We start from the raw sequence: 24,720 nt of genomic DNA on the forward strand, positions 1-24,720 counted from the left end.
CGGTTGTTCAGCAACAGGTTCTTCCGGTTGTTCAGCAACAGGTTCTTCCGGTTGTTCAGCAACAGGTTCTTCCGGTTGTTCAGCAACAGGTTCTTCCGGTTGTTCAGCAACAGGTTCTTCCGGTTGTTCAGCAACAGGTTCTTCCGGTTGTTCAGCAACAGGTTCTTCCGGTTGTTCGGCAACAGGTTCTTCCGGTTGTTCGGCAACAGGTTCTTCCGGTTGTTCAGCAACAGGTTCTTCCGGTTGTTCAGGAGTTTCTGGTTCTTCCGGTTGTTCGGCAACAGGTTCTTCAGGAATTTCCGGTTGTTCGGCAACAGGTTCTTCCGGTTGTTGCGAGGTGACATAATTAATCACCTCCTGACCCAATTCTGTGCCGCGCCAGTCTTTGCCTTCGGCAACGACATCATCCATTAATGCAGCTTTTCCTGTGGCTCCTCGGAATTGTAAAACGATGTCGTTGTAGTCGAAATCGCTTCCTCCATCAACTCGAATATCTTCCCAAGCAAACGCGCTACCATCTCCGGTAATATCGGAAATTTGTCCAACGTGATAGGCATCATCCGGATTGGCTGTTGCTAGGGAAAATAACGGACGCAATGCTCCGCCAGCATGGGGATTATTTAACGCCTGCTGTACGGTTCCATTGGGAACTAACATCAGGAAAAATTCATCTCCCGGTCGCATCATAAAGGTTTTTACCCCTTGATACTCTCCGGAATTAAAATCGTGTCCCCCTAAGCGTCCCGTAAATCTTGCGCCTTCAGTGGTATCCTTAATCACGACATAACCGAGTTCGGAATTACTAGCGGCGCGAGAAAGAGATTCTACAATAAACTCTTTTGAATTGGGGTCGAGTCCTTCCATTCCCGATAAACTGACAAGGGCAACTTCTCCTTTATATGCACCCCCATCAACCAGGAAATCTACTTCGACTTCGCCAGTTTCTCCGACTGTGAAAGTACCCGACTCGAAGTTCGGTTGCAGATTGCTTAAGTTGGCAGTGGCGACTAATTCACTCTCTTCGGTATCTGTTTCTTCGGGGAGTTCGTCGGTTTCTTCTATTTCTTCGTTACTGCTGTTATTCTCGGTTTCAGCAATGACTTCTGATTCACTTTCTTCTTCAGCAATGTTCTCGGGTTCCGTATCCTCAGCATCGGTTTCAGCGGTTTGACTGTCAACTGTCTCTAGTTCGTCATTCTCCGGTTCTTCCGATGTCTCAATTTTATTGGTTTCCGGGTCTAAATCTTCTTCCCCGATTTCAGTTTCGTCCGTTGCGGCAGTTTCAAACTCTTCCTCTGCTTCTACCTCTTCCTCTGCTGTCTCGTTGAGGATGTTTTCCTCGGGGTCGATCGCCGTTTCATCCCCGGTACTCTCGTCACTTTCGCCCTCAGTTTCAATAAATTCTACATCCTCTACCCCTTCATCGCTGGTAGCAGAGTTTTTGGTAATATCGGTTACACCATCAAACTCAGTTTCGCCGCTGGGTTCGTCAGCGATCGCCTCTTCCGCTTCTAAATCAAAAAATGGCAGTTCCTCTAACTCTTCATCCCCAAATGTTGGTTCTGTACTGCCTTCTCCAACAACTTCTACATCATCCCCGTCGGACTCATCCCCAGAGAATTCCTCTGCACCCTCGCTGTCTTCTGCTGTTACATCCCAGTCTGAATCAACATCTTCAATTTCAAATTCTGACTCTTCTGCGCTTTCGGTATCGTCAAGCACTATTCCGCTAGGAGTTCTCATGGTCTCCAGACGCATTGCTGGACCTTGATACCGTTTGGATTGGGGTTGAAATCCAGTCGCTTCGGAACGCTTTTTAGAACCAAAAAGTAAGTTAAACATGACTCACTAAATCCTCATTAATAGATGCAGTTTGGACAGAGGAAATCTCTGAATATTCGGGGCAGCAAGGCGATTGAGTGTTAGCTGGAGTAGGACAAACCCTAGATTTAGATAGGGGTCAATTTGGCCTGCTTATCAGCTAAAATTTCTGGAAAGGTAAGCAAGACTTCACCGCCCAAGGATTGACGGCATGGGCTGAAATTTTATTTTTTTGTGTGATTTGTAATTATCTTTCTCCAAGAAATATCATATTAGCCATTATTTGAAATGTCAATAGACAATCCCATATTTTCGGGATATTTTTGAAAAAACTCGGAAAAAGATGAATGAAGCGCTTATAATTTCCGTGATTTTACACAAGAAATGCTGTTTTTTTGAGGAGTAGTTATTTGAGTTCCGTAATTTCACTCAAAAAATATTTGCGTTTTAACAAACAGTTATTAAATTTGTTATTCCAGTACATCGACAGGAAATCTCTGCCATTGAAAGCAACGAAGAAAGCGCGTTGAAAACTGGTTTGTTATATTCGATTAGGTTTACGGACAGCGCTGTACACTGATGCGCTAATTCATCAGTTAGGTTTACGGACAGCGCTGTCCGTAGGGTGGGCACTGCCCACCAAATTGTAGGGTGGGCACTGCCCACCCTACAATTGCTCTACTTTGAAAAGGGCAATACCCCCTCCGAACAGCTATGTGGGCAGTGCCCACTCTACAATTGCTCTACTTTGAAAAGTTGGATAATTTAGACACAATTATATATCAATATTTGCGTTTACTATATTAATGTATAATTGCCATGATTAATACTCCAAAACAAGAGAATTACAGTTGATAATTCACCGTAAAATAAAATCCCTCATCCTGAGCATTCGTCCCTTTATCATCAATTTGAAAAATAGGCCGTCCGTAATCAAGTCGCACATTAAAACCGGGAAAAACTTGCCAGAGTACACCCATTCCGATTCCGGCTAAAAAGGTTTGTCTCGGTAATTCATTGGGATTATCGACATGATTCCAAACGGTTCCCATGTCTAAAAATGGGGCAAATTGAAAGATGGGAATTCCGGAGGTATCGCGGAGGATTACAATCCGGTCCTCGACGCTCAAGCGAAATCCATTATCTCCCGATCGCACGTTTTGACGATACCCCCGCAAGGATTGACCCCCCCCAATCACAAACTGCTGGGAAGAAAGTAAACTATGGGGACTTAACTGTAAATCCGCTTGGATAATTAACAGTTGGGAACCCCCCAACCGTTGCACTCGCTGCACCTGAGAAATCCAACTCACAAATTGTCCATCGGGGATGGGGTCGTCATTATCAGTGGCATCAAATAAACCCGTTCCGATGTTCAACAGCGATCGCACGGACCAAGCGCCTTGAACATCTCGGCGCAGGTAATCCGCGCCAATCTTGAATGTGCTAGTCCGGGTAATCCCATCGGCGCTAGGACCACTGCCAAACCCAAACGGTTCACCTGCAACAAAGGTTTGACTTTCCTGGAAGGTAAACCCGAGGGAGGTGGCAAATTCTTGTCGGGGCGATCGCACCCAAGGTTGTCGAAAACTCACTTCATACAGTTCAGATTCCCCTTCAATATTCAACTCTCTAAACTCGTCTTGAACGATGCCATTTCGGTTCGGTGCTACCCGAAACCCCAAGGTTCCATTCATCGCATTCACCGGAATCCGATAGCTGAGATCGTAGATTTGCGAGTCTCCGGTTCCCCAATAATAACTGGCAGCAATTTCGTCTCCAAACCCCGTCACGTTGCGATAGCGGACAGTTCCCCCTAAACGTTCCGAACCGACACTCGGAGGGGATAAATTATCCACACCTAAATTCAACCCAAAGGGATTCGCTTCTTGTACCCGCACGGTGAGAATACTTTGGGCAATTTCATCTCCAGCACGCAAACTGGCTTCAATATTTTGAAATAAAGGGTCGAGGCGCAGTAACCGCAACTGATCTTCTAAGCGGGCGGTATTCAAGGGCGCGCCCCCCCCAAGTTCGATCCGAGAGCGGATATAGGACTCTCGCACCCGGTTGTTGCCTTCCACTTCAATAGCGGCTAAAGTTCCTTCAATCACTTGAATTTCGACGATGCCATCCTCGATGACTTGATCTCCGAGTACGGCGCGGGAGGTGATATAACCGCGATCGAGATAAATTTGGGTGATTTGATCGGCGAGTTGTCGGAGGCGATCGAGGGAAACGGTTTGTCCCTCCACCTCGGCAACAATGGTTTGAATTTCTGTATCGGTGAGTACGGTAGAGCCAGTCACGTTCACCTGGCGAATAGGAATTTCTACTTCGGGAGATTCTTCTGGAGCGGGTTGTTCTTCTGGCGGGCTCAAAACGGGGGGTTGCTCCTCTTCTGGGGGGGCCGGTGGGACCTCTGGTAGGGGGGGTAATGGCTCTTGGGTGGGAGGTTGCGGGGGCGGTGAGGGAGGGGTTTGGGCGATCGCCTCTGGCATTCCGGCGCTGAGTGTAGGGGGTTGCTCTTGGGATGCTATGCTCTGTAAATTAATCTCCAGACTGTCATCACAGGGGCGATTCTCGTTCCGAGACGCTTGGCGATCGCAACTCATTTCCCCATCCTCTAGCCACCCCAAATTTCCCAATTCTTCACCCGGGGTTGTCCGATCGGCTACTTTTCCCTGAGTTGCAAATATCTCGAAGCGATCGCTATTGTTGAGGGCTTTCTCCCTGCCTGTTTCCTGGAGTTTTAGAGTCAGAAACTCTGCTGATTCCTCGGGGAGTAAGGCTTCGATATCTGCTGCTATGGCTTGACCCGCAGAACAATTAGCGATCGCCAAGAATACCGGAATTGCCACCCCATACCCCAGAACGTTGAATATCATGTTCTTCTGCATCGAACCCTCCCCCTGCCAACCCACTTGAGATAGCCTATTCTTCCAGAGCATTTATTTTGTCACTCCCTTGGTACCTTAAACCGTGAAACTGCGGCAGCTCCAAATGCCAGTGTATCTATTGATATTGTCATCGGCAAGAGCGTCTAGGGCCGAAAACCATCCCAACTCTTTAAAACTTCAGGTTGAAACCGCAGGAAATTATACCCAATCCTGCCAAAACCCAGTTTTTACCTCAGTTGATTGTTCTGAAAACCGCTCAGCTGCATCCCTGACGGACCAAAAATCGGAGTAACTTGGGAGGGTCGAAATCAATTTGCCCTAAAGTCGGCGATGGCATTGCCGGTTCAACGTCCCAAGGATAAAATTCTCAATCGTTTGGGCTACTCCGGTGGGTTCGAGCCATACAAGAATCCCGTTCTCCAGTTGTGGCGTTATTATTTTATCTCCCCGAGGTTAAGGGTAAACCGAGCTGGGTTTGTTCTTTCCTTCATACGGTTACCCCAATTCCCTGAAGCCGTATTTCCCTATCATACATCGGTCTTTTTTTTAACAATTTGTATTAAATTTTATGGACTTGATTTTCTCAAAAGTCTTTGAAGACACCCTGAATAGGGCCAGTAAAAACCCGGCTGCTCAGCGCTTAACTCAAGTTTGATTCCAATTCAAGGGAAATTATTCCGGCAGTGCTAACCCGCTGCCTTCGGCTCCAATTGGGTTATCAAAAAAGTCTGAACTCCAAGAAGTAGCGATAGGAGCTAACAGCGCCGCTACGGTCATCAATAAAAAGATCCAAGCCAAAAATAGGCTAAAATTGGAGGGTAAGTGACTTTTTTTTGAAGGTTGAACTGGACAGTCTAGGGTTTTCAAGCAGTTGCCTTGAATCATCGGACTCCATTGATTCGCCCTGGCCCACTCTAAGTCTAATAACTGAGAATCAGCTAGGAGTTGGGACTGCCTGGTATCCGAGTTGCAAACCTGATGCTTTAACATATCTTTACTCTCCATCACAAATCTTTAAGATTTGTCTTGAATGCCGGGAAGTTGACTTGAATTTTCAATTTATCATCTGGATGTTTGCGATCGCGTTTGCGTCCTGTATGATTTGTGTATAACTTAAGCCCATTTGCCCGGTTTTCAGTTAAGTTTTTTGAAGCAACCCCTGTCGCCCTGATTCGAGGCCACAATACCCTCGATTTAGACCCGATTTAGAAAGGTATTCTCGCTATATCACTTGACAGCGTACCCAACAAGTGATAAAGAGAAAATAAACAGGGTTACACTTCTGAACTGGAAAAGCAATCAGGGCTCAAAAGAGAAATCGCCCTTGGAGAAGATGCGTTGAACCGAACCATCGGGTTACCTTGAAAAAGAGGCTGATTCCCCGGGGCGATCGCCCCAGTAACGAGAGCAAGGAGAATTCCCCATGACTTATCATAAAATTCTGGCTGCGATTGATCGTTCCCCCCAATCAGATTTTGTCATTGAGCAGGTGCTCGATTTAGCAGAAAAAGAAAAAGCCGAACTGATGCTATTTCATGCCATCCAAGTTGAGGCTCTAGCAGAGATTTCACCGATGGTGGGGACAGGCATGGGGTTAAGTCCATCTCTAGGACGAGAAATCCCCGAACTTCAGCGACAACGACTCGATGGGCAAGTCCAAAAAACCAAAGAAATACTCCAGGAATATGCTTCTATGGCAATGGCCCGGAATATTCCCACCATCTGCCATCATAGCGTCGGCGATCCCGGTGTCGTCTCTTGTGAGTTAGCCAAAAGCTGGGGCGCTAACTTAATTGTCGTAGGTCGCAGAGGTCGCAAAGGGATGACCGAACTCTTGTTAGGCAGCGTCAGTAACTACATTACCCATCACGCACCTTGCTCGGTTTTAATTGTCCAAGGCGCGTTACCCGTCACCTAAGCGAAACTCAATTGTCATCCCTCATCTTTTATTCAGATAGGGCTTAACAACCCCTCCGTTGAAAAGGTCAAAACTTTAAACCCTTTGGCAAACGGGGAAAGGTTATCTTAACAAGGCATTCATATCAAAACGATGGAGTATCCACAAAAAAAGGAGGGGGCATTTTACCCCCTCCTTTTTGATTCAAGACTAGGGGAACGGGTTGAAATAACCCGAACTCTATCCCCTAAACTCCCTTACAAAATTGGTACAAACAGATCTTTTTCTGGAACCGTCGTGTATTCCGCCACAATTTGACGCAACTCTTCCCCATCCATTGATTCCTTCTCAATCAGCAGATCCACCAAGCGGTCAATCACGATGCGGTTTTCTCGGATAATCCGCTTGGCTTCATCATGACAATGTTCCACAATGGAACGCACTTGGGCATCAATGCGAGAGGCAATTTCATCAGAATATTCCGATCGCGTCATCAAATCGCGACCTAAGAACACTTCCCCTTGTTGGGTTTCTAAAGACATCGGCCCCAAATCGGACATCCCGAAGCGAGTCACCATCTGACGTGCCATTCCGCTGACCTGTTGCAAGTCACCTCCGGCACCCGTGGTCACTTCAGAATCGCCAAAAATGACTTCCTCAGCGGCACGTCCTCCCAAAGCACCCATAATCCGGGCCATTAACTGGGATTTAGAGATCAGCATTTGGTCTTCGTTCGGCATAAACCAAGTCAAACCTTGTGCTTGTCCCCGGGGAATCAAGGTGACTTTCTGCACTGGGTCATGGTTCTTAACCAAGGTCCCAACGATCGCATGACCAATTTCGTGATAGGCAATCAAGCGCTTACTCTTGCTATCCACCAGGGGAGTGCCTTCCATCCCGGCGACAACCCGGTCTACGGCATCATCAATTTCCAAGATAGTAATCGCTTCTTTGCGGCGACGTGCGGTTAAAATCGCCGCTTCATTGAGCAAGTTAGCTAAATCTGCGCCAGTAAAACCAGGAGTCCGACGGGCGATCGCCTCTAAAGAGACTTTATCCGATAGCTTCTTATTGCGAGCATGAACATCGAGGATTTCCAGACGACCTTTGATATCCGGTGCATCCACCGTCACCTGGCGATCGAAACGACCCGGACGCAACAAGGCAGAATCCAAGACATCGGGACGGTTGGTGGCGGCAATAATAATGATGCCGGTGTTACCCTCAAATCCATCCATTTCCGTCAGGAGTTGGTTGAGAGTTTGTTCGCGCTCATCGTTACCCCCGCCGATTCCTGCACCCCGTTGACGTCCAACAGCATCAATTTCATCGATGAAAATGATACAGGGGGCATTTTCTTTGGCTTTCTTAAAGAGGTCCCGAACACGGGAAGCCCCGACCCCGACAAACATTTCCACAAATTCAGACCCAGAGATGCTGAAGAAGGGGACGCCTGCTTCTCCGGCGATCGCCTTAGCAAGCAAGGTTTTCCCGGTTCCCGGAGGTCCAATCAACAAGACACCTTTAGGAATCTTCGCACCAACAGCGGTAAAGCGTTCCGGTTTTTTCAAGAACGTAACCACTTCTTGGAGTTCTTCTTTGGCTTCTTCAATCCCTGCCACATCGTCAAACATCACCCCAGTTTTCGCTTCCATCTGAAAACGAGCTTTGGATTTGCCGAAGTTCATGGCTTGTCCTGGACCCCCAGGAACATTGTTGGAACGGCGGAAGAGGAAGAATAAGCCAGCCAATAACAGGACCGGGAAAATTAAATTACCCAACAGTCCCCAGATTGCGCCATCATTGCGGATGGGATGGGAGTCAAAACTGATATTGGAGTCTCTGAGACGGGCGATCAGTTCCGGGGCATTTCCTGGCAAATCGACTCGCAAACGCTGCACTCGGTTGTCTAGATCGGGATCGACGGCTTCAACGATCGCCGTCCGGCCACCTTCATATAAATCTACGTTGGTTACGCGATCGGCGTCCAGGTATTCCAAAAACCGACCGTAGCTCATGCGAGTATTGGCGGCATTATTTCCCATATTCATGGCGGGGGAGGAAAAGACTCCCTGCCACACGACAAAGGCGATTACTAATGCAGGTAATGCCCAAAGTAAAATTATTCTCCAGGAAGATTTCATAGGATGCGGTGGCCTCTAGTACAAATTCAGACAATGAGATTAAAAGCAGATTGGGTGTAATTAGACCCAAGCGAGTTGAGTGAGGACAGTCGGGGGGTTCTCTTGTTTCCACGTTCCGCTCCTCCCCTAGGGGTGGAGTCCGGGTATAGAGTAAAACCGTTCATCCCGATCAGAATCTTAATCAAATTTAACTTAATTATCAGGATCGATGCAACTGACTCGCCTAAAAGTCGGTAAAACCCGCTCAGAATCGGGTAAAACGAGGACTCAATTACTCCGCTAATTGGCGAAATGGTTCGGTAAACCCTTCTTTAAGTTTAAGTTATGTTAAGACAATTTCACAATTTGCCCTGATCTCAGGTTCCTAAGTCTTCTGAGCAATTGTAGTAGCGCGTCCAGCTTAAAATTGTGGGTTCTATCCCTCCTAACCCGCCTTGCCAAGGCGGGAACTCAGAAATTTTTACCCACAATTTTAGCCTAGACGTGCTAGTAGGGTGGGCACGGCCCACCTTTCTTCCGGTGGGCCGTGCCCACCCTACAAGTCCAAGCAGAAACGGGGGACAAAAGAGGCGATCGCCAGAATGCAAAAATGGGCGCACCTAGATGCGCCCATCTTATGAATCTTGTATGAATCGGTTTTTTTTAAACGTCCCCCAGACTGTCCCGATTCCTCTAAATGTAGGGGTGATTCAGGAATCACCCGAGAACAGGGATGGGGTCTAGCAGAGTCGGAGGGGACAGCTAGATATCCAGCCAAGGACCCCTCCCGGAGATGAGTCCCCCTGCTGCCCGCATCCGCAAAGGAGTGTGTGGAACGAAACGCGGAATGCACAAGGCAAAATAGAACCAGGGAACAGTCTGAGGAAGGGTCAGGACACGGCTGGGACCCTCAACCGACAGTTAGGGGTTAGGGGAATGGTTCCCGGTAATTTGTTCTTTGATTTCCTCAACTTTGACCGACAACTCTTTACGAGTCGTTGCACTGAGTAAATACCGATAAATAAACCAGCCAGAGTAAGCCATACCCACGATTTCAAAGGTTGGCTGTACTAAGGGAATGCCGTTAAGCACTTCCAAGACAGCAACCAATACTCTCAGGGACACCAAAGCCGCAATCAGTAAACCAACGGTGGTTAAGGGTCTTTGGTTGTCTTTAACAAACCCAGTGACGTAATCCGGGAGATAAGAGAGGATTTCGCGAACTTGTTTGCCGATCCGCTCTAACTGTTCATTTGTGGCCCCTGTATTGGGGACTCCGGTGGTTACCACTGGGACAGTCGATGGTTCAGACATCTCGTCCACAGGGATTTCAGAAGTAGGAATTTCTACCACAATCTTATCTTGGGATGTTTCTGGTTCAGGATTTTGAGTCAAGGTACTACCCTCTTGTTCGTCAACCTTTAAGACTTTGTGCAGGCGCGTTTTGTCCAGCTCCCGCTGATAAAGTAATACCCAAGATTGTATCAGGTCAGGACCGTGCAGTTCGCCAGTTAATCCGGCTCGCAGCGATCGCATCACCAGCCCTTTTTTGACATTAAGCTGTTTTGTGACCTGTTTAATGATGTCTTGGGCATCTGCTGCTGTCAGGCTTTCGTGACTTTTTAAATGTCCGATTACCGCTTCGAGAACCTGGGAGGCTCCCTCTTTTTCCAGTTCGGCTGCTGCTTCATCGCTGAGTTCGACCTCATCAACAAAGAACATCCGACTGAGTTCCACCGCATCAGTCAAGCGAGTTAAACTCGGACCAATTAAGGCCGAGAGTTGTTCCAACCAAGGACGGTGGCCCTCCGGATCAACAGGATATCCCGCTTGTTGCCACACCGGAATTAGTTTTTCGGTGAGGTTTTCGGGGGACATTTGGTGGAGGTATTGGCTATTAATCCAATCCAGTTTATCCCAATCAAATTTGGCCCCAGCTTTATTAACGCGATCGAAGCTAAACTGCTTTGCCGCCTCATCCAGGGTAAACAGTTCCTGATTATCCGGTGGGGACCAACCCAGCAAGGTCATATAGTTGACCAAGGCTTCGGGGAGGAATCCCATTGCTTGAAATTCGGAAATGCCGGTCACGTTATCTCGTTTTGAGAGTTTTTTGCCGGAAATATCCAAAATCAGCGGCGTATGGGCAAATTCCGGGACTGCGACGCCAAAGGCTTCATACAGCAGAATTTGTTTGGCGGTATTGGCAATATGGTCTTCCCCGCGAATCACTTGGGTGATTCTCATGTCAATGTCATCGACAACAACGGCGAGGTTATAGAGTGGCATACCGATGTCGGCACCACTGGAACCCCGGGCGATCACCATATCGCCGCCAAGGTCGCTTCCCCGCCAGGATACTTCACCGCGCACCAAGTCATTCCAGACAATCTCGCGATCGTCTTCGATTTTGAACCGAATCACCGAGGGGCGTCCTTCGGCTTCAAATTTGGCGATTTGATCCACCGTTAGATCCCGGTGACGGTTATCGTAGCGGGGGGCTTCATTCCGCGCTTTTTGAGCTTCTCTCATTTCGTCGAGTTCTTCGGCGGTGGTGTAACACCGATAGGCGAGACCCTTATCAATGAGAGTTTTGACTCGTTCCCGGTAGAGGTCGAGACGCTTGGACTGGAAAACCGGACCGGCATCCCAGTTCAAACCCAACCAGGTGAGTCCATCCAGGATATTTTGGGTGAACTCCGGGCGCGATCGCTCCTCGTCTGTATCTTCGACCCGTAAAATGAACTGGCCCCCTTGATTATGGGCAAATAACCAGTTAAACACAGCCGTTCTGGCTGTTCCAATATGTAAGTTCCCAGTCGGACTAGGAGCTATTCTTACGCGAACAGTCACAATTATTTTCTCTAATTAACTTCGTTGGCAAGGAGACACGCCGTGTCCCCTATTATTAGGAAAACACGGCGCGTAACCTGATTTATATTTTAAACGGGACTGACGGGGCTCGAACCCGCAACTTCCGCCGTGACAGGGCGGTGCTCTAACCAATTGAACTACAGTCCCTTTCCTTGAGCCTTTTATATCTTGCATGATGCTTTTGGATTTGTCAACCCCTTTTTCAAAAAAAATTTTTTGACCGGGGAAGGGGGCGATTACAGCTTGGCAATATCCAGTCAGGGCGGACCTTTGAGTGCTGCCAGAAACCGGGTTTCTTTCCCCAAACTCTGCCAATTTCCCCAAATCTAGGACAGAAACCCGGTTTCTTATCCCCGTCTCCTGCTCTCATGAGGGTCTAGGGGATGATTTATCCTAGAGGGAAGGGCGATCGCCACCTTAACCCCCCATCACCCCCTCCAATCCTCAAGGGAAGGTAAAATCATGTCTAATCAAGCCTTAAAATCTATTCTGACGGTCGAAGAATATCTGCACTATGAAGAACTCAGCGACATTCGTCATGAGTACATTCAGGGTCAAGTTTATGCCATGTCCGGAGGTAGCCAGGAACATAATTTGATTTCGGTTAATATTATCACTGGCCTAAAAACTCAGTTACGCGGGAGTGGTTGTCGAGTCTTTTCGGGCAACATGAAAGTCAGAATCAAAGACCTGGATTTATTTTATTATCCTGATGTTTCAATTAGCTGTAATCCTCAAGACCGGCAGAAGTATTTTCTTGAGTTTCCTTGTCTAATTTTTGAGGTACTTTCTCCGAGTACCGAACGGATAGATCGTCAAGAAAAACTTATCAACTATAGAGAATTAAATAGTCTTCAAGAGTATGTGTTGGTATCCCAAACGGAAAAAAAGGTGGAAGTCTATCGGCGAGGCGATCGCCCCTGCGATTGGAGTTTAGCAACTTTTTTACAAAACGATATCATTGACTTTCAATCTCTTGGATTACAGCTATCTCTTTCAGACATCTATGAAGAGGTAGAACTGTGAGGATAAAATCCCAAAACTAGAGCGGTTTTAGGCTAATCTTCGCTTAAAACCGCTCCTTGCTTAATTCTCCTGTTTTTCCAACAACTGGTGGACAAAATGCGCGTGTTCGGGTGAATTCAATCCTTCTTGCCAAACGGTGAGGACTCCGGAAAAATCTCCCGCTAATAACTTGGGACAGTCTAACCATAACCCCGGAAAAACTAGACTCCGCAAAACTCCATTTTCGTCCGGTTCGATGAGGATATATTCGCCTTCCGTGAGGTGGAACCAATCCAGTTGAGTTTGAGACACGCGCCACACCAGATACTCTTGCACTCCGTTACGACGGTAGACTTGTTTTTTATCATGTAAATCGTAAGTGGCAGTTGATGCGGCGATTTCTGCTATAAATTCTGGTGGACCTTCAACATAATCATCTTCTGCGATCGCGGAAGTACCCCCAGTCTCAATTCTTAACAGTGCATCCGGTTGGGGTTCATTGTCTAAATCGAGACGCACGGTGGTGTTATCATTCAGTTCGGTCCCTGGCGTTGCCAGCCAGTAATTGCTTAACCATGCCATGATTGCTGCATGAGGTAAACCGTGACTTTTAGAACGGACGGGTGATGGCATATAAACGACTCCTTCGATGAGTTCAGCTTTTTTGCAATTTGGCATAGCGTGATAGCGGCGCTCAAATTCAGGACGAGTGAGGCGATCGCCATTCTCTAAAGGAAGGAGTTGTTGTTCCGTTTTGTTGTTGGGTTTTCCCACTGAAGTTTGTCTACTCATAATGTGAGCCTCCATGAATTGTTCTGGGAAATTACTGTCTCTATTATCAAAGATTTATTCCCCGATTGTCCAGGATTCGCATTCACTCTTCTAGGTTTATGGCAAAAACTAAAAACTGGGTCACTTGCAACGGATTAAAATTATTATCGCTGACTAAAATTAACGAGCGTCGTCCATCGGCTAATTTGGGACCGAAGGTCATTCCTTCTAAGTTATCCAGGGGAATATCTAAAGTTCGCAAGTCCAGCAACAGGCGTTTTTGAGCCGGTTGGATGTTTTGAATATCAACATCTTTTAAACTGTCGATTGGCTGAATATTTGTTGCGTCTCCCAGAGAAACTTCATATAATAAAACTGTATTTCCTACATCTTCTGTAAAGCCTCGTTCTAAACTGAGCAATTTTGTTTCATCCCAAGCGAGTAATTCGACTAAGCTATGAATTGTCAATCCATCCGGATATTTAGGTTCAGTCTGTACAGGTTCGGTGAGATAGTAAAACTCTTGGACGGGTTGTCCTGTGGTCAAATCATATTGCAAAATGCGGACGGGAGTTCCTTTTTCCAGATTGGCGGGTTCTCCATCTTGAACTAAAGCCGTTTCGGTTGCGGTATAGAGGAATTGCTCACTCGGGCTTAAAGTTAGGCTTTCAAAAGCCTGATTATTCCGAATCCCTTGACCATTTTGAGCGATGAATTTATCGGGAATGGGGAGAGATTGGAGTTCTTTTCCTTCCCGGGAAAATTCTTTGATGAAGGGTTGAATATCTCGTTCCACATCTCCCTCGGATGAAATAAATAGGGTATCGCGACGGGTTAAGGAAATCCCTTCAGGGTCTACGGTGTAAGTGGGAAAAGGGCGACTGCTTTTATCCACCAAGGGGGTAACACCAATGGGGTTAACAGCCAGAGGATTTAATTCTATTTCTACATTGTAAAATCTTGCGGGTCCTTGGATTGCGCGATCGTCTGATACGGCATAATACAGATTGCGCTGAGGATCGTAGGTGATTCCTGAGAGTCCTCCGAGGGGGGTATCCTGAAAAATAAAGCCGGTGGGGATTTTGAATTCTCCTAAATATTCAACCGGAGAATTTATCACTGAGGCAGAATTAGAAATCCGTGACTTGGAAGGACTGGCAAAGCTTTCGGGAAGGGTTTGCGGTTGACAACCCATGCCAAAAGTACAAGACAATCCCAAAGTTATCCATAAAATAGGGTTAATTTGAGCAAAAAGCATAGAGGTTTGAGCTGATGTATTTTCTTGAAGTTAGCAGAAATATAAATTTTTTAAACAGCTAAATAGCCACTATTTCCCAGGTTTAATTTGAATTTATAGCAGTTTTAAACCTTAAATTCACGAACAATTTTGAGAAAATTGGACCAACCAGTCTTTAACGACAAAGGTGGCGATGCAGTCATCTTCGTTATAGGTTAAAATTAAATCCAAGTAATGACGATCGCCTGTTTCTAACCAGCGATCGTACCACACCACACATTGAGCACCGGACGCTAAGGCATTCTGCCACTCAAATCCGAGATATCGAGCAATCGACTTGAGGGCATAACTTTCCACCGGCATCACCACAGATTGGGTGACTAACTTATGAATATCCACAAACCGATTGAGAATTACTTTCCATCGATGTGGGGGAGTATGATAGCGGCGGGCCAGTTTTTTTAGGGTTTGAACTTCATAGTCACAAAAATGAAAAATTGGGGCAATCGGATAGGTCCAAATTAATTCCAAAAACTGCTCCCAAATTTGGAACTCTTCTTCGGGACTTTCGGCTAAAAAAGCATGAAATTTCTGCGTGGGTGCTTCTCCTGGGGCGAGATTGCGGCGATCAACGACTAACACGCCCAGTAGAAAATCGAGGTTTAATTCCGGTTGCGCTTCAATATCAAAATAGAGTTCAACCGGAGAAAGGGGTAGAAACTTGGGAGAAAGGGGCAATTTTTGGGGTAAAGCGATCGCTTGATTATTGAGGGTTGCCTTGGCTTGTATGATCAGATCACGGGCGACAGTTTCCGGTTCATATTGATTATTGCAAACCTCAACTAGACCATTGGCTAAAGTGAGTAAATCCGCATGGGCGAGGGATTCTAGTTGGGTCAAATTCAGTTGTTTTAACTGTTGATAACGAATCGGAGTTACTCCAGGCAGAAGGGAGAGGTGCTGTGTCTCTTGGGCGATCGCATAACAATGACTCTGCCAGTGGCACATACTGCAAGGATGTCGTGCCATAAAGACTTCCGGTTCTTGGCGATGGCTCAACATTTTAATGCAAGGGTTTAATACCTCCTGCATTTGAGGGACATATTTCTCTAAATTCACCCGATATTCCCCTACTTCACGGCAAACTAACCAGGCATCCTGGGGCCAAGCCCCCTGGACCCCGGCCAACACCAGGGCGTGAAATGCCGCCATAATTTGATGTTGTGCCTTCGGACGTTTACTGAAGCGAATATCCACGGGAATATAGGACCAATTCCCATAAACCGAGGCACCGGGTTTTCGGATTAATAAATCAGGACGACTCATCAGGGTGACTCCTTGGGGTCCTGGAGTCATCAAGACGCCGTGAGCAATGCGATCGATACCCTGTTGCATTAACGCCACAGTTGCCTCGGCACCCTTTACCCAGTCTCCGTAGGGATAATTCGGGCGTTGAGCGGGGTATTCTGCCAAAACGTCCTGTCGATAAACTTCGCTATCCCGTTTCAGTTTGGTGGCAAAATCACTCGCGGATTCTGGATGAGTGCCATTTCCATACAGGTTGAGGAATGACAGGCGCGCACAGCGTTGGTAATCAAATAAAAGGTTGTCAGTTAGCAGCATATCTTTAACATACCAATAATCAGTCACACAGAAGACAAAGGGTGCAGAAACGGGCGATCGCCTCAAAGTCACGAGGCAGAGGGGATCAGGCTAATCCGTAGCGGTCCAAACTGGCCCCCGGGCGGTGGGTTGCTCGGTGGGGAAGAAAGGGAGCATCAAATCAACAGCACCCCAAGGTAGAGAACATTAATTGATAGAATTTTTAGGAAAGGTTTATTTAATTATAAAGAATCTCTTATTAGAATTTATGTAAAACTGGAGATAAAAATTATTGAATTCTCTTGTTAGACTCCGATAGAATCGACCCGCTCACTCGCTACCCGTTCTATGCCTTCTATCTATCACCGCAACTCTCCAACGCGCCGCCTGAGCGCACTGTATATAGTCGCCCTTAGCCTCCTCGCCATCCTCTCGATAGGTGGCGAATTGATGAGGCAGCGATCGCTTCTGGTCATTACTACGGATTCTAAAGTGCTCAATATTGCTGGACGCCAAAGAGCCTTGAGCCAACGGATGAGTAAAGCGGCACTGATCTGGCTGGAATTCCCCCCCCAGGGCGATCGCCAACTCCACCTCCAAGAACTGCAAGATGCCGTCAACCTCTTTTCCCAATCCCATCTCGGCTTAAAATATGGGGATCCGGAACTGGGTTTGCCTAAACAGAACAACCGGCAAATTGCCCAAATGTTCGAGGAACTGGAACCCTCCTATCAAGCCTTGCGACAAGGTGCAGTTGGTTTACTGTCTGTTGTCACTGAACAAGGAAACCCGGCCGATCGCGACGCAATTTTGCCCTTTTCTCAACAAATTTTAGCCCATGAAAGGTCATTTTTCTTGGGGATGGATGCGATCGTCTCCGAGTATGAAAAACAAGCCCTTCATCGGGTTCAACATTTGCTCCGTTTGGAGTTGTTATTTTTAGGTCTCGGCTTATGCGTCATCCTCCTAGAAGCTGTATTTATCTTTCACCCCTCGGTTCGGCATATTAAGAATTATATCCAGGAGATCCTCAAGTCTCAACAAGAAATGGCGCGAATCGCCTCTCAACTCGAAGAAAATAATATGGAACTTGATTTAGCCCTCCGCGATGCTCAATCAGCTACCCAGTTGAAATCGGAGTTTTTGGCTAATATGAGTCATGAAATTCGGACTCCCATGAATGCAGTCATTGGCATGACTGGACTGTTGATCGATACGGAACTCAACCCGACTCAGCGAGATTTTGTAGAGACGATTCGCAACAGTAGTGAAGCGTTATTGACGATTATCAATGATATTTTAGATTTATCAAAAATTGAAGCGGGAAAATTGTCCTTAGAACAGACGCCTTTTGACCTGCGCGAGGCGGTGGAAGATTCTCTGGTTCTCGTTGCTGCAAAAGCCTCGGAAAAGCAACTCGAATTGGGTTACCTCATGGATGAAGAAATCCCCGTTCGGATTATCAGTGATGTCACCCGCTTGCGCCAAATTTTAGCCAATCTTCTCAGCAATGCGGTCAAATTTACGGAACGGGGTGAAGTTCGGGTCTTAGTAGAATCTGAGGAAATTGGCAATTGGTCCCCCTTCTCCAGCCTATTTTCCAACTCCAACCCCGACTCTTTAGTAGGGATATTGGAGCCGAATCAGACGTTTTTTGAACTAAAATTTTCCGTCATGGATACGGGAATTGGGATTCCCGAGGAGAACATTAATCAACTGTTTCGCTCTTTTTCTCAACTTGATGCTTCCACGACTCGAAAATATGGCGGGACTGGGTTAGGGTTAGTGATTAGTAAACGGTTGTGTGAACTGATGGGGGGGAGAATGTGGGTAGAAAGTAAGGTAGGAGAAGGCTCTACTTTCTATTTTACCATGATTGTGGCTAAAGATTCCCAACCTCTGCCGGTTTATGAAATAGGAACTGAAGCGAAGTTACAGGGGAAGCGGCTGTTAATTGTCGATGATTATGAGATCAATCGCCAAATTTTAATCCGACAAACTCAGAAGTGGGGGATGATTCCCGTTGCGGTGAGTTCGCCATTGGAGGCGATCGCCACCCTGAATCGAGGAGAATCGTTTGATTTGGCAATTCTGGATATGCAAATGCCAGAAATGGATGGGATTACTCTGGGGTCTGAGTTGCACAAGTTGCGAGACCCCCAAACGCTTCCGTTGATTTTATTGACCTCAATGGGTCAATCTCTAAATGCTGCTTTGCCGAATTTTGCCGGTTGTTTTACTAAACCGATTAAATGTTCTCATTTGTATGAAGTGTTGCTCAATGTAGTTGCCAACAAGAAGGCTATTATTGCTGCTCATGGCCCTTCTATCCCTCAGATTGACCCCCAACTGGCGGAACGATTTCCTTTACGAATTCTTCTGGCTGAGGATAATCGCATTAATCAAAAAGTTGCCCTCAAAATTTTATCCCAAATGGGATATCATGCCGATGTTGCTAATAATGGGGTAGAAGCTTTAGCGGCATTGCATCAGCATCCTTATGATGTGGTTTTGATGGATGTTCAAATGCCAGAAATGGATGGATTAGAAGCGACTCGCCAGATTAACCAGGAGTGGGCTCCCAGCCAGCGGCCTCAGATTGTGGCGATGACGGCAGGTGCAATGGAAGGCGATCGCCAGAAATGTTTAGAAGCGGGGATGAATGAGTATATTACTAAGCCGGTCAAAGTTACTGTACTCCAAACCATTTTGGAGAAGATAGCCACCCAAAAATATCTCAATCCCAATTGATTTCTCCCCGATGAGTCACCCAAACATGACCCCTGATTACCTCTGCTTTTTTAAATTACTTTACTTATGTTTAATTCATTCAAAAACCATGAATCATTTTGTGGTACAATTAATTTTAGGTTTAGCCTGATTTTGGCGGGCTATATTTTTGATGAAAATTCATCGTCTAAGGGGATGGCAAAACATAAATCATTCAACCGTTCAACGTCCCCCCCTTCAGGGGTTATCTTAAAATGACTCCTGAAGGAGTCACTACGAACGTTTTGGATATTTGATTTTTGAGAGTTCCCTAAACCTGTTTAAAATATGAGGTAAATCCCTGTGAACCCGATTGATCGCCAGCAATTTCCCGCTTTAAAGAATAAATCGTATTTTAACTATGGTGGACAAGGACCGATGCCCGAATCGGCATTAACCGCCCTGTTTCAATCCTATCAATCAATTCAGGAAAAAGGACCCTTTAGCGGAGAAGTGTTACTCTGGATCTCTGAAGAACTTGCGGCAACTCGACAGGCGATCGCCTCGGAACTCGGGGTCATGGCAGATACCATTACCCTCACCGAAAATGTCTCGATTGGATGCAATATTCCCCTCTGGGGTTTGGATTGGCAACCGGGCGATCGCATCCTCCTCGGCGACTGCGAACATCCGGGAGTTGTCTCTGCTGTCGGTGAAGTCGCCCGTCGGTTCGATTTACAAGTTTCAATTTGTCCCTTGATGGAAACTTTAAATGAGGGGAATCCCACTGTGGCGATCGCCTCCCATCTCCACCCCAATACTCGCTTAGTCGTTCTCAGTCATATCCTCTGGAATACCGGCCAAGTTTTACCCCTTACTGATATTGTTAAAGTTTGCCATGAATTTAACCAAAAATCCCCCCCTTCCCCAAAAGTTAGAGTTCTTGTAGATGCTGCCCAATCCGTCGGCATTTTACCCTTAAATCTCACCAAAAGTGGGGTTGATTATTATGCCTTTACGGGACATAAATGGTGGTGTGGACCGGAAGGGTTAGGTGGATTATATGTCAGTCCTGATGCCGCAGAAACCCTTCATCCAACCTTTATTGGTTGGCGCAGTGTTGCCTTGAATTCTATCGGTGATTGGGAAGGATTTAAACCCGATGGACGACGTTTTGAAATGGCAACTTCCGCTTATCCCTTATTAGCCGGATTACGAAAAGCGATCTCCTTTCATCAGGGCATGGGAACCCCTGAAGAACGCTACGATCGCATCCAAGCCTTAAGTCATCAACTCTGGACAAAACTCCGAGACTTACCGGATATTATTTGTTTAAAAACCACTCCACCGGAAGCCGGTTTAGTCTCGTTTCAGATTAAGGAAAATCTGCGAAAATCTGGGGCGAATCATGACAAATTGGTAAAATTTTTGGAAAAAGAACATCGCATCATGGTCCGGACTATTCTCAAGCCGGATTGTGTAAGAGCTTGCGTTCATTATTTTACCTTAGAATCTGAAATAGAGCAACTAATTAAGGGAATTCAAGATTATTGTCAGGAGATTTAACCCATTCAAAATAGAAAAATTTCAGACAAGTTGGCTAATCGTCACCTTGATTCCGAGGCAGGGGAGAAAATGAGTTAAAATTGTTTGAGGATGGCATTAGAGACGCGCTATCTTGGGTCCCTAGGTAATATTTCCCCTCTATCCTGTTGTTCTTTATCTAGCTGATATAGGCCGTGAAAACTCGACCCGTTGTTTATATCGCCATTACCAATCATGGTTTTGGTCATGCAGTGCGCGCCGCCTCAGTTGCGGCAGAAATTCAAAGGCTAAATCCGGACATTTTGTTAATTTTAGTTACCACCGCACCCCGTTGGTTATTGGAAAGTTATATTACCGGAGATTTTATCTTACGGGAAAGGGCTTTAGATGTGGGAGTGATTCAGGCAGATAGCTTGAAAATGGATAAAGTAGCTACCTTAGAAAAATTGCAAGAAATTCGCAAGCGACAATATGCGATCGCCGCTGGGGAAGTTAACTTTATTCAACTCAATCGGGTCGGATTAATTCTGGCGGATATTCCCCCCTTAGCTGCTACCATTGGTCAAGCGGCAGGCATTCCCGTCTGGATGATGAGCAATTTTGGGTGGGATTTTATCTATCGTCCTTGGGGAGGAGAATTTGAAGCCATTGCGGATTGGATTGCCGACTGCTTCAGTCAATGTGACTGTCTATTTCGTCTGCCTTTTCACGAAGCAATGAGTGCCTTTCCTCTCATTAAAGATTTCGGATTAACTGGCGGAACTCCCCGCTATCAACCGGAAACAATCCGTCGTGAATGGGGGCTGAAATCTCCTGTAGAACAAACAATTTTACTTACTTTTGGCGGATTGGGATTGGAACAAATTCCTTATCATAATTTGCATGACTTTCCCGACTGGCAATTTATCACCTTTGACCACAATGCGCCCGACTTGCCGAATTTAGTTAAAATTGACAATCAAACCAATGGCGATCGCCTTCGTCCTGTAGATTTTATGCCGGTTTGTGGGCGAGTGGTTTCCAAACCGGGATTCAGTACCTTTTCAGAAGCTTGTCGCCAAAATGTACCGATTATCTCCCTCACCCGAGAAGGGTTTGCTGAATCCCCCTTATTGCTCTCGGGAATCCAACAGCATTCTCATCACAGAATTGTCTCCCCAGAAGAGTTTTTCGAGGGGAATTGGGACTTTTTACGAGAACCCCCTCTCCCCCCACAATCCAGCGAACCCTTAATCAAAGATGGGACGGAAGCGATCGCCCAGGCAGTGGTCGATTATTTCCAAACCGAATCCCCCTCTGAACGTTAACCCTTTTACCGCTTAAATTTATGACTTACCATCAACAAATCCTCCAACTGAAAACCACGGGAAAATCCTTAGCTAAAGTTACGGCTAAAGTGGAAGAAGTCGTGGCAAAATCAGGAGTACAAACGGGCCTCTGCACCCTATTTCTCCGCCATACCTCTGCCAGTTTATTGCTGCAAGAAAACGCAGACCCCGATGTTTTAGAAGATTTACAACATTTCTTTTCTGATTTAGTTCCCGAACAACGTCGCTACCGCCACAGTACCGAAGGTCCCGATGATATGCCCGCCCATATTCGCACGGCCCTCACCCATACGAGTGAGCAAATTCCTATCAATCGAGGTCGATTAGTGCTTGGAACTTGGCAGGGAATTTATATTTGGGAACACCGGCAACAGGGTCATTATCGAGAATTAGTGGTTCATATTCAGGGGGAATGATTCTCTCTCAGGTGGCTTAAACTGAGGCAGTAGAGGCTAAAAATTCAAGCAAGTCCCGGTGAGGAATTCCATGATGGGTGTTTCCCAGAATCAGGAAATAGGCGATGATGCCGATCGCCCGAATAACCGCCAGAAACTGGTCTACTGGACAGTCGGATTCACCGCGATCACAATGGCAGTGGCGGGAATTGGGATTTATCTGCTGGATCAGATGGTCCTCTTCCAAGGGCGATCGCACCTAGAACAAATCGTCCAAATTCAAGCCCAACTGATCCAGGGGATTGCCACCGTCACGGATACCCCGCAAACCGCCTGGGAGTCCGCCCAAAAAGCCTATCAACTCCCTCAACCTTCAGGAATGCGGGTGGCGATCGCCTGGGTGGAAACCGACGATTCCCCGGTGATGTGGCAACAGGGAACAGCCAGCGATCGCCCTTGGATTCCCGTCATCCCGGATTCTGAACTCGCCGATGCCATCCACCGGGCGATCGTCGGGGAAACCGGCAGTCAGTTGATCACCGATGAACAGGGCATTCCGGCGATCGTCGCCTATGCCCCGATTCCTAAATTAAATGGGGCAGTTTTGACCCAGATTGAGGTTCAAGAACTTCGCTCATCTTACCTCCCCGGTCCAGCGATCGCCACGGGAATCGCCTCCCTCATCATTTGCACTACAGGGATACTCTTTGTCTACCAAAGTAACCGACTTCTTACCCTTGAAAAGCGCAATTCTCACCAATATCAAGCCATGTTGGAAGCGGCCCCCGAGGGGACCATTGCTATCACCGATGGCGGTAAAATTCACTGGATAAATAACGCTGCTTTAGAACTGTTTGGCTATAGCGAATCAGAATTACAAGGGCAAAATTTGAAACTGTTGATGCCCTGGTTAATGCACCAAGAAATTGACGCCTATTTGACCCTCTTTCTGAATACTCGTCAAATGCCGGGGGAGAGCAATGCGGCTTATGAATTAGTCGGACAGCGTAAAAATGGCACAACGTTTCCCATTGAACTGGCGATCGCTCATGTTCTATTACCCCAAGGCCAACTCTACACCCTATTTGTCCGCGACATCACCGAACGCAAACGTGCCCAGGAGAAATTGCAAGAAAGCTACAATCTTTTGCAAGCTATCTCCGAAGGGACAACAGATAGTATTTTTGTCAAAGACCTTCAGGGTCGCTATCTCTCCATTAACTCTGCTGGGGCCAAGGCAATTGGCAAGGCTGTGGATGAAATTTTAGGAAAAAATGATACTGAATTATTATCCCCAGAAACTGCTCGCCAACGGATGAAAAATGACCATCGGATTTTGTTAGAGGGAGAGACTCAGCTTTTAGAAGAAGAAATTGTACCATTGAATGCGGATTCTCATTTGTCTCAACCCCGGACCTATTTAACCTCAAAAACCGTTTATCGTTCTGCCCAAGGTTATGCCATCGGATTAATTGGTGTCGCCCGAGATATTAGCGATCGCGTTGAAGCCGAAACCGCCTTACGCGACACGGTGGAACGATTACATCGGACTTCCGGAGAATTGCAGGAAAAAAATCAGCAACTTGAAGCAACTTTAACTCAATTGCAACGGACTCAAACCCAGTTAATTCAATCAGAAAAAATGTCTTCCCTGGGTCAAATGGTGGCAGGCATTGCCCATGAAATTAATAATCCCGTAAATTTTATTTCTGGAAATTTAGGATATGTTCGGGATTACCTGGAAAATTTACTGGATTTAGTCGAACTCTACCGACAACAGTATGGGGAAACAGACCCAATCATTGCTGATAAACTCGAAGACATAGAATTGGATTTTTTGCAAGAGGATTTGCAGAAAATTTTGGGTTCAATGAAAGTGGGAACCGATCGCATCCGAGGCATCGTGCGATCGTTACGCACCTTTTCCCGCCTCGATGAAGCGGAAATGAAACAAGTAAATATTCACGAAGGCATCGAAAGCGCTTTGTTGATTTTGCAAGGCAGATTCAAAGCCACGGATAAGCGACTAGAAATCGATATTATCCCAGAATTTGGCGTACTGCCAGCAGTGGAATGTTATGCCGGACAATTGAATCAAGTGTTTATGAATCTCCTGAATAATGCGATCGATGCCTTAGACCAAAAGTACAACCGCAACTTAGGAGAAATACCCCCTGAGTCCCCCACCATTCGCATTCTCACCGCCGTCACTGGCGATCGGGTAACAATTCGCATCATCGACAATGGTCCCGGCATGACCCCAGAAATCCAAGCCCGACTCTTCGACCCCTTTTTCACCACCAAACCCGTCGGCAAAGGCACCGGATTAGGACTTTCTGTTTGCTATCAAATTATCGTAGAAAAACATCAAGGTCAAATCTCCTGTCACGCCACCCCAGATTTAGGGTCAGAATTTTCTATAGAAATTCCCATTTTTCAAGGATTGACTTGAAATATTTTAACCTGACCCGCAGGCTAAAGCATCCATAGCAACACCGGCGGGGGATAAATCC

General features: G+C 46.6%; 15 protein-coding genes, 1 tRNA gene and 1 pseudogene. 7 read left to right on the plus strand and 10 right to left on the minus strand.

Going from position 1 to position 24,720, the window contains the following annotated elements; genetic code table 11:
* From NG795_RS22020 to NG795_RS22030, 3 genes are all read right to left on the minus strand, one after another.
* Positions 1 to 1,842, minus strand: a 1,842-nt coding sequence (locus tag NG795_RS22020; protein ID WP_367290781.1) for a DUF4114 domain-containing protein, incomplete at its 3' end; no start/stop codon positions are given.
* Positions 1,843 to 2,666: 824 nt separating this feature from the next.
* Positions 2,667 to 4,721 carry a ShlB/FhaC/HecB family hemolysin secretion/activation protein gene (locus tag NG795_RS22025; RefSeq protein ID WP_367290782.1) on the minus strand — a complete coding sequence of 685 codons (2,055 nt, stop codon included), beginning with the start codon at positions 4,719 to 4,721 and terminating at the stop codon, positions 2,667 to 2,669.
* Positions 4,722 to 5,393: 672 nt separating this feature from the next.
* Positions 5,394 to 5,711, minus strand: coding sequence for a hypothetical protein (locus tag NG795_RS22030; protein ID WP_367290783.1), 318 nt, complete (start codon positions 5,709 to 5,711; stop codon positions 5,394 to 5,396).
* A gap of 433 nt (positions 5,712 to 6,144) precedes the next feature.
* Here NG795_RS22030 and NG795_RS22035 point away from each other — a divergent pair, with 433 nt between their 5' ends.
* Complete coding sequence (locus NG795_RS22035) at positions 6,145 to 6,639, plus strand: universal stress protein (RefSeq protein WP_367290784.1); 495 nt, start codon at positions 6,145 to 6,147, stop codon at positions 6,637 to 6,639.
* 236 nt (positions 6,640 to 6,875) lie between these two features.
* On the opposite strand, the gene ftsH2 is transcribed toward NG795_RS22035, so the two are convergent.
* The 4 genes and pseudogenes from ftsH2 to NG795_RS22050 form a co-directional block, all read right to left on the minus strand.
* Positions 6,876 to 8,762, minus strand: a complete 1,887-nt coding sequence (gene ftsH2 / locus NG795_RS22040; protein ID WP_367290785.1) for an ATP-dependent zinc metalloprotease FtsH2 — start codon at positions 8,760 to 8,762, stop codon at positions 6,876 to 6,878.
* A 900-nt stretch (positions 8,763 to 9,662) separates the two neighbouring features.
* Positions 9,663 to 10,055, minus strand: coding sequence for a CAAD domain-containing protein (locus tag NG795_RS28465; protein WP_436836079.1), 393 nt, complete (start codon positions 10,053 to 10,055; stop codon positions 9,663 to 9,665).
* Between the two features lie 108 nt (positions 10,056 to 10,163).
* Positions 10,164 to 11,594 (minus strand): annotated as a pseudogene (gene gltX / locus NG795_RS22045) (glutamate--tRNA ligase); the annotation flags it as partial.
* 94 nt (positions 11,595 to 11,688) lie between these two features.
* A tRNA-Asp gene (locus NG795_RS22050) sits at positions 11,689 to 11,762 on the minus strand.
* Between the two features lie 315 nt (positions 11,763 to 12,077).
* Between NG795_RS22050 and NG795_RS22055 the strand changes: the two genes are divergently transcribed.
* Complete coding sequence (locus NG795_RS22055) at positions 12,078 to 12,641, plus strand: Uma2 family endonuclease (protein ID WP_367290787.1); 564 nt, start codon at positions 12,078 to 12,080, stop codon at positions 12,639 to 12,641.
* Between the two features lie 60 nt (positions 12,642 to 12,701).
* Here the strand turns inward: NG795_RS22055 and NG795_RS22060 are convergent, their stop codons facing one another.
* The 3 genes from NG795_RS22060 to NG795_RS22070 all read right to left on the minus strand — a co-directional run bounded on the left by NG795_RS22060 (position 12,702) and on the right by NG795_RS22070 (position 16,278).
* The gene (locus tag NG795_RS22060) at positions 12,702 to 13,412 is read right to left on the minus strand and encodes a Uma2 family endonuclease (RefSeq protein ID WP_367290788.1); all 711 of its coding nucleotides are present in this window, start codon (positions 13,410 to 13,412) and stop codon (positions 12,702 to 12,704) included.
* Between the two features lie 82 nt (positions 13,413 to 13,494).
* The gene (locus tag NG795_RS22065; RefSeq protein WP_367290789.1) at positions 13,495 to 14,649 is read right to left on the minus strand and encodes an esterase-like activity of phytase family protein; all 1,155 of its coding nucleotides are present in this window, start codon (positions 14,647 to 14,649) and stop codon (positions 13,495 to 13,497) included.
* A 117-nt stretch (positions 14,650 to 14,766) separates the two neighbouring features.
* Positions 14,767 to 16,278 carry a TM0106 family RecB-like putative nuclease gene (locus NG795_RS22070; RefSeq protein ID WP_367290790.1) on the minus strand — a complete coding sequence of 504 codons (1,512 nt, stop codon included), beginning with the start codon at positions 16,276 to 16,278 and terminating at the stop codon, positions 14,767 to 14,769.
* A 300-nt stretch (positions 16,279 to 16,578) separates the two neighbouring features.
* On the opposite strand from NG795_RS22070, the gene NG795_RS22075 reads away from it, so the two are divergent.
* From NG795_RS22075 to NG795_RS22095, 5 genes are all read left to right on the plus strand, one after another.
* Complete coding sequence (locus tag NG795_RS22075; protein ID WP_367290791.1) at positions 16,579 to 18,981, plus strand: response regulator; 2,403 nt, start codon at positions 16,579 to 16,581, stop codon at positions 18,979 to 18,981.
* Positions 18,982 to 19,302: 321 nt separating this feature from the next.
* The gene (locus NG795_RS22080) at positions 19,303 to 20,505 is read left to right on the plus strand and encodes an aminotransferase class V-fold PLP-dependent enzyme (RefSeq protein ID WP_367290792.1); all 1,203 of its coding nucleotides are present in this window, start codon (positions 19,303 to 19,305) and stop codon (positions 20,503 to 20,505) included.
* Positions 20,506 to 20,678: 173 nt separating this feature from the next.
* Positions 20,679 to 21,791, plus strand: coding sequence for a glycosyl transferase (locus NG795_RS22085; protein ID WP_367290793.1), 1,113 nt, complete (start codon positions 20,679 to 20,681; stop codon positions 21,789 to 21,791).
* 20 nt (positions 21,792 to 21,811) lie between these two features.
* Positions 21,812 to 22,228, plus strand: a complete 417-nt coding sequence (locus tag NG795_RS22090) for a secondary thiamine-phosphate synthase enzyme YjbQ (protein WP_254568277.1) — start codon at positions 21,812 to 21,814, stop codon at positions 22,226 to 22,228.
* Between the two features lie 70 nt (positions 22,229 to 22,298).
* Positions 22,299 to 24,659 carry a PAS domain-containing sensor histidine kinase gene (locus NG795_RS22095; protein WP_367290794.1) on the plus strand — a complete coding sequence of 787 codons (2,361 nt, stop codon included), beginning with the start codon at positions 22,299 to 22,301 and terminating at the stop codon, positions 24,657 to 24,659.
* The last annotated feature ends 61 nt before the right edge of the window (positions 24,660 to 24,720 follow it).

Source organism: Laspinema palackyanum D2c, assembly GCF_025370875.1.
Classification (GTDB): domain Bacteria; phylum Cyanobacteriota; class Cyanobacteriia; order Cyanobacteriales; family Laspinemataceae; genus Laspinema; species Laspinema palackyanum.

Bases quoted from the DNA above. Each gene is read 5' to 3' on its own strand.
- NG795_RS22075 (WP_367290791.1), top strand. From the start codon at position 16,579: ATGCCTTCTATCTATCACCGCAACTCTCCAACGCGCCGCCTGAGCGCA.
- NG795_RS28465 (WP_436836079.1), bottom strand. From the start codon at position 10,055: ATGTCTGAACCATCGACTGTCCCAGTGGTAACCACCGGAGTCCCCAAT.
- NG795_RS22060 (WP_367290788.1), bottom strand. From the start codon at position 13,412: ATGAGTAGACAAACTTCAGTGGGAAAACCCAACAACAAAACGGAACAA.
- NG795_RS22090 (WP_254568277.1), top strand. From the start codon at position 21,812: ATGACTTACCATCAACAAATCCTCCAACTGAAAACCACGGGAAAATCC.
- NG795_RS22065 (WP_367290789.1), bottom strand. From the start codon at position 14,649: ATGCTTTTTGCTCAAATTAACCCTATTTTATGGATAACTTTGGGATTG.
- NG795_RS22095 (WP_367290794.1), top strand. From the start codon at position 22,299: ATGATGGGTGTTTCCCAGAATCAGGAAATAGGCGATGATGCCGATCGC.
- NG795_RS22035 (WP_367290784.1), top strand. From the start codon at position 6,145: ATGACTTATCATAAAATTCTGGCTGCGATTGATCGTTCCCCCCAATCA.
- NG795_RS22055 (WP_367290787.1), top strand. From the start codon at position 12,078: ATGTCTAATCAAGCCTTAAAATCTATTCTGACGGTCGAAGAATATCTG.
- NG795_RS22025 (WP_367290782.1), bottom strand. From the start codon at position 4,721: ATGCAGAAGAACATGATATTCAACGTTCTGGGGTATGGGGTGGCAATT.
- NG795_RS22030 (WP_367290783.1), bottom strand. From the start codon at position 5,711: ATGTTAAAGCATCAGGTTTGCAACTCGGATACCAGGCAGTCCCAACTC.
- ftsH2 (WP_367290785.1), bottom strand. From the start codon at position 8,762: ATGAAATCTTCCTGGAGAATAATTTTACTTTGGGCATTACCTGCATTA.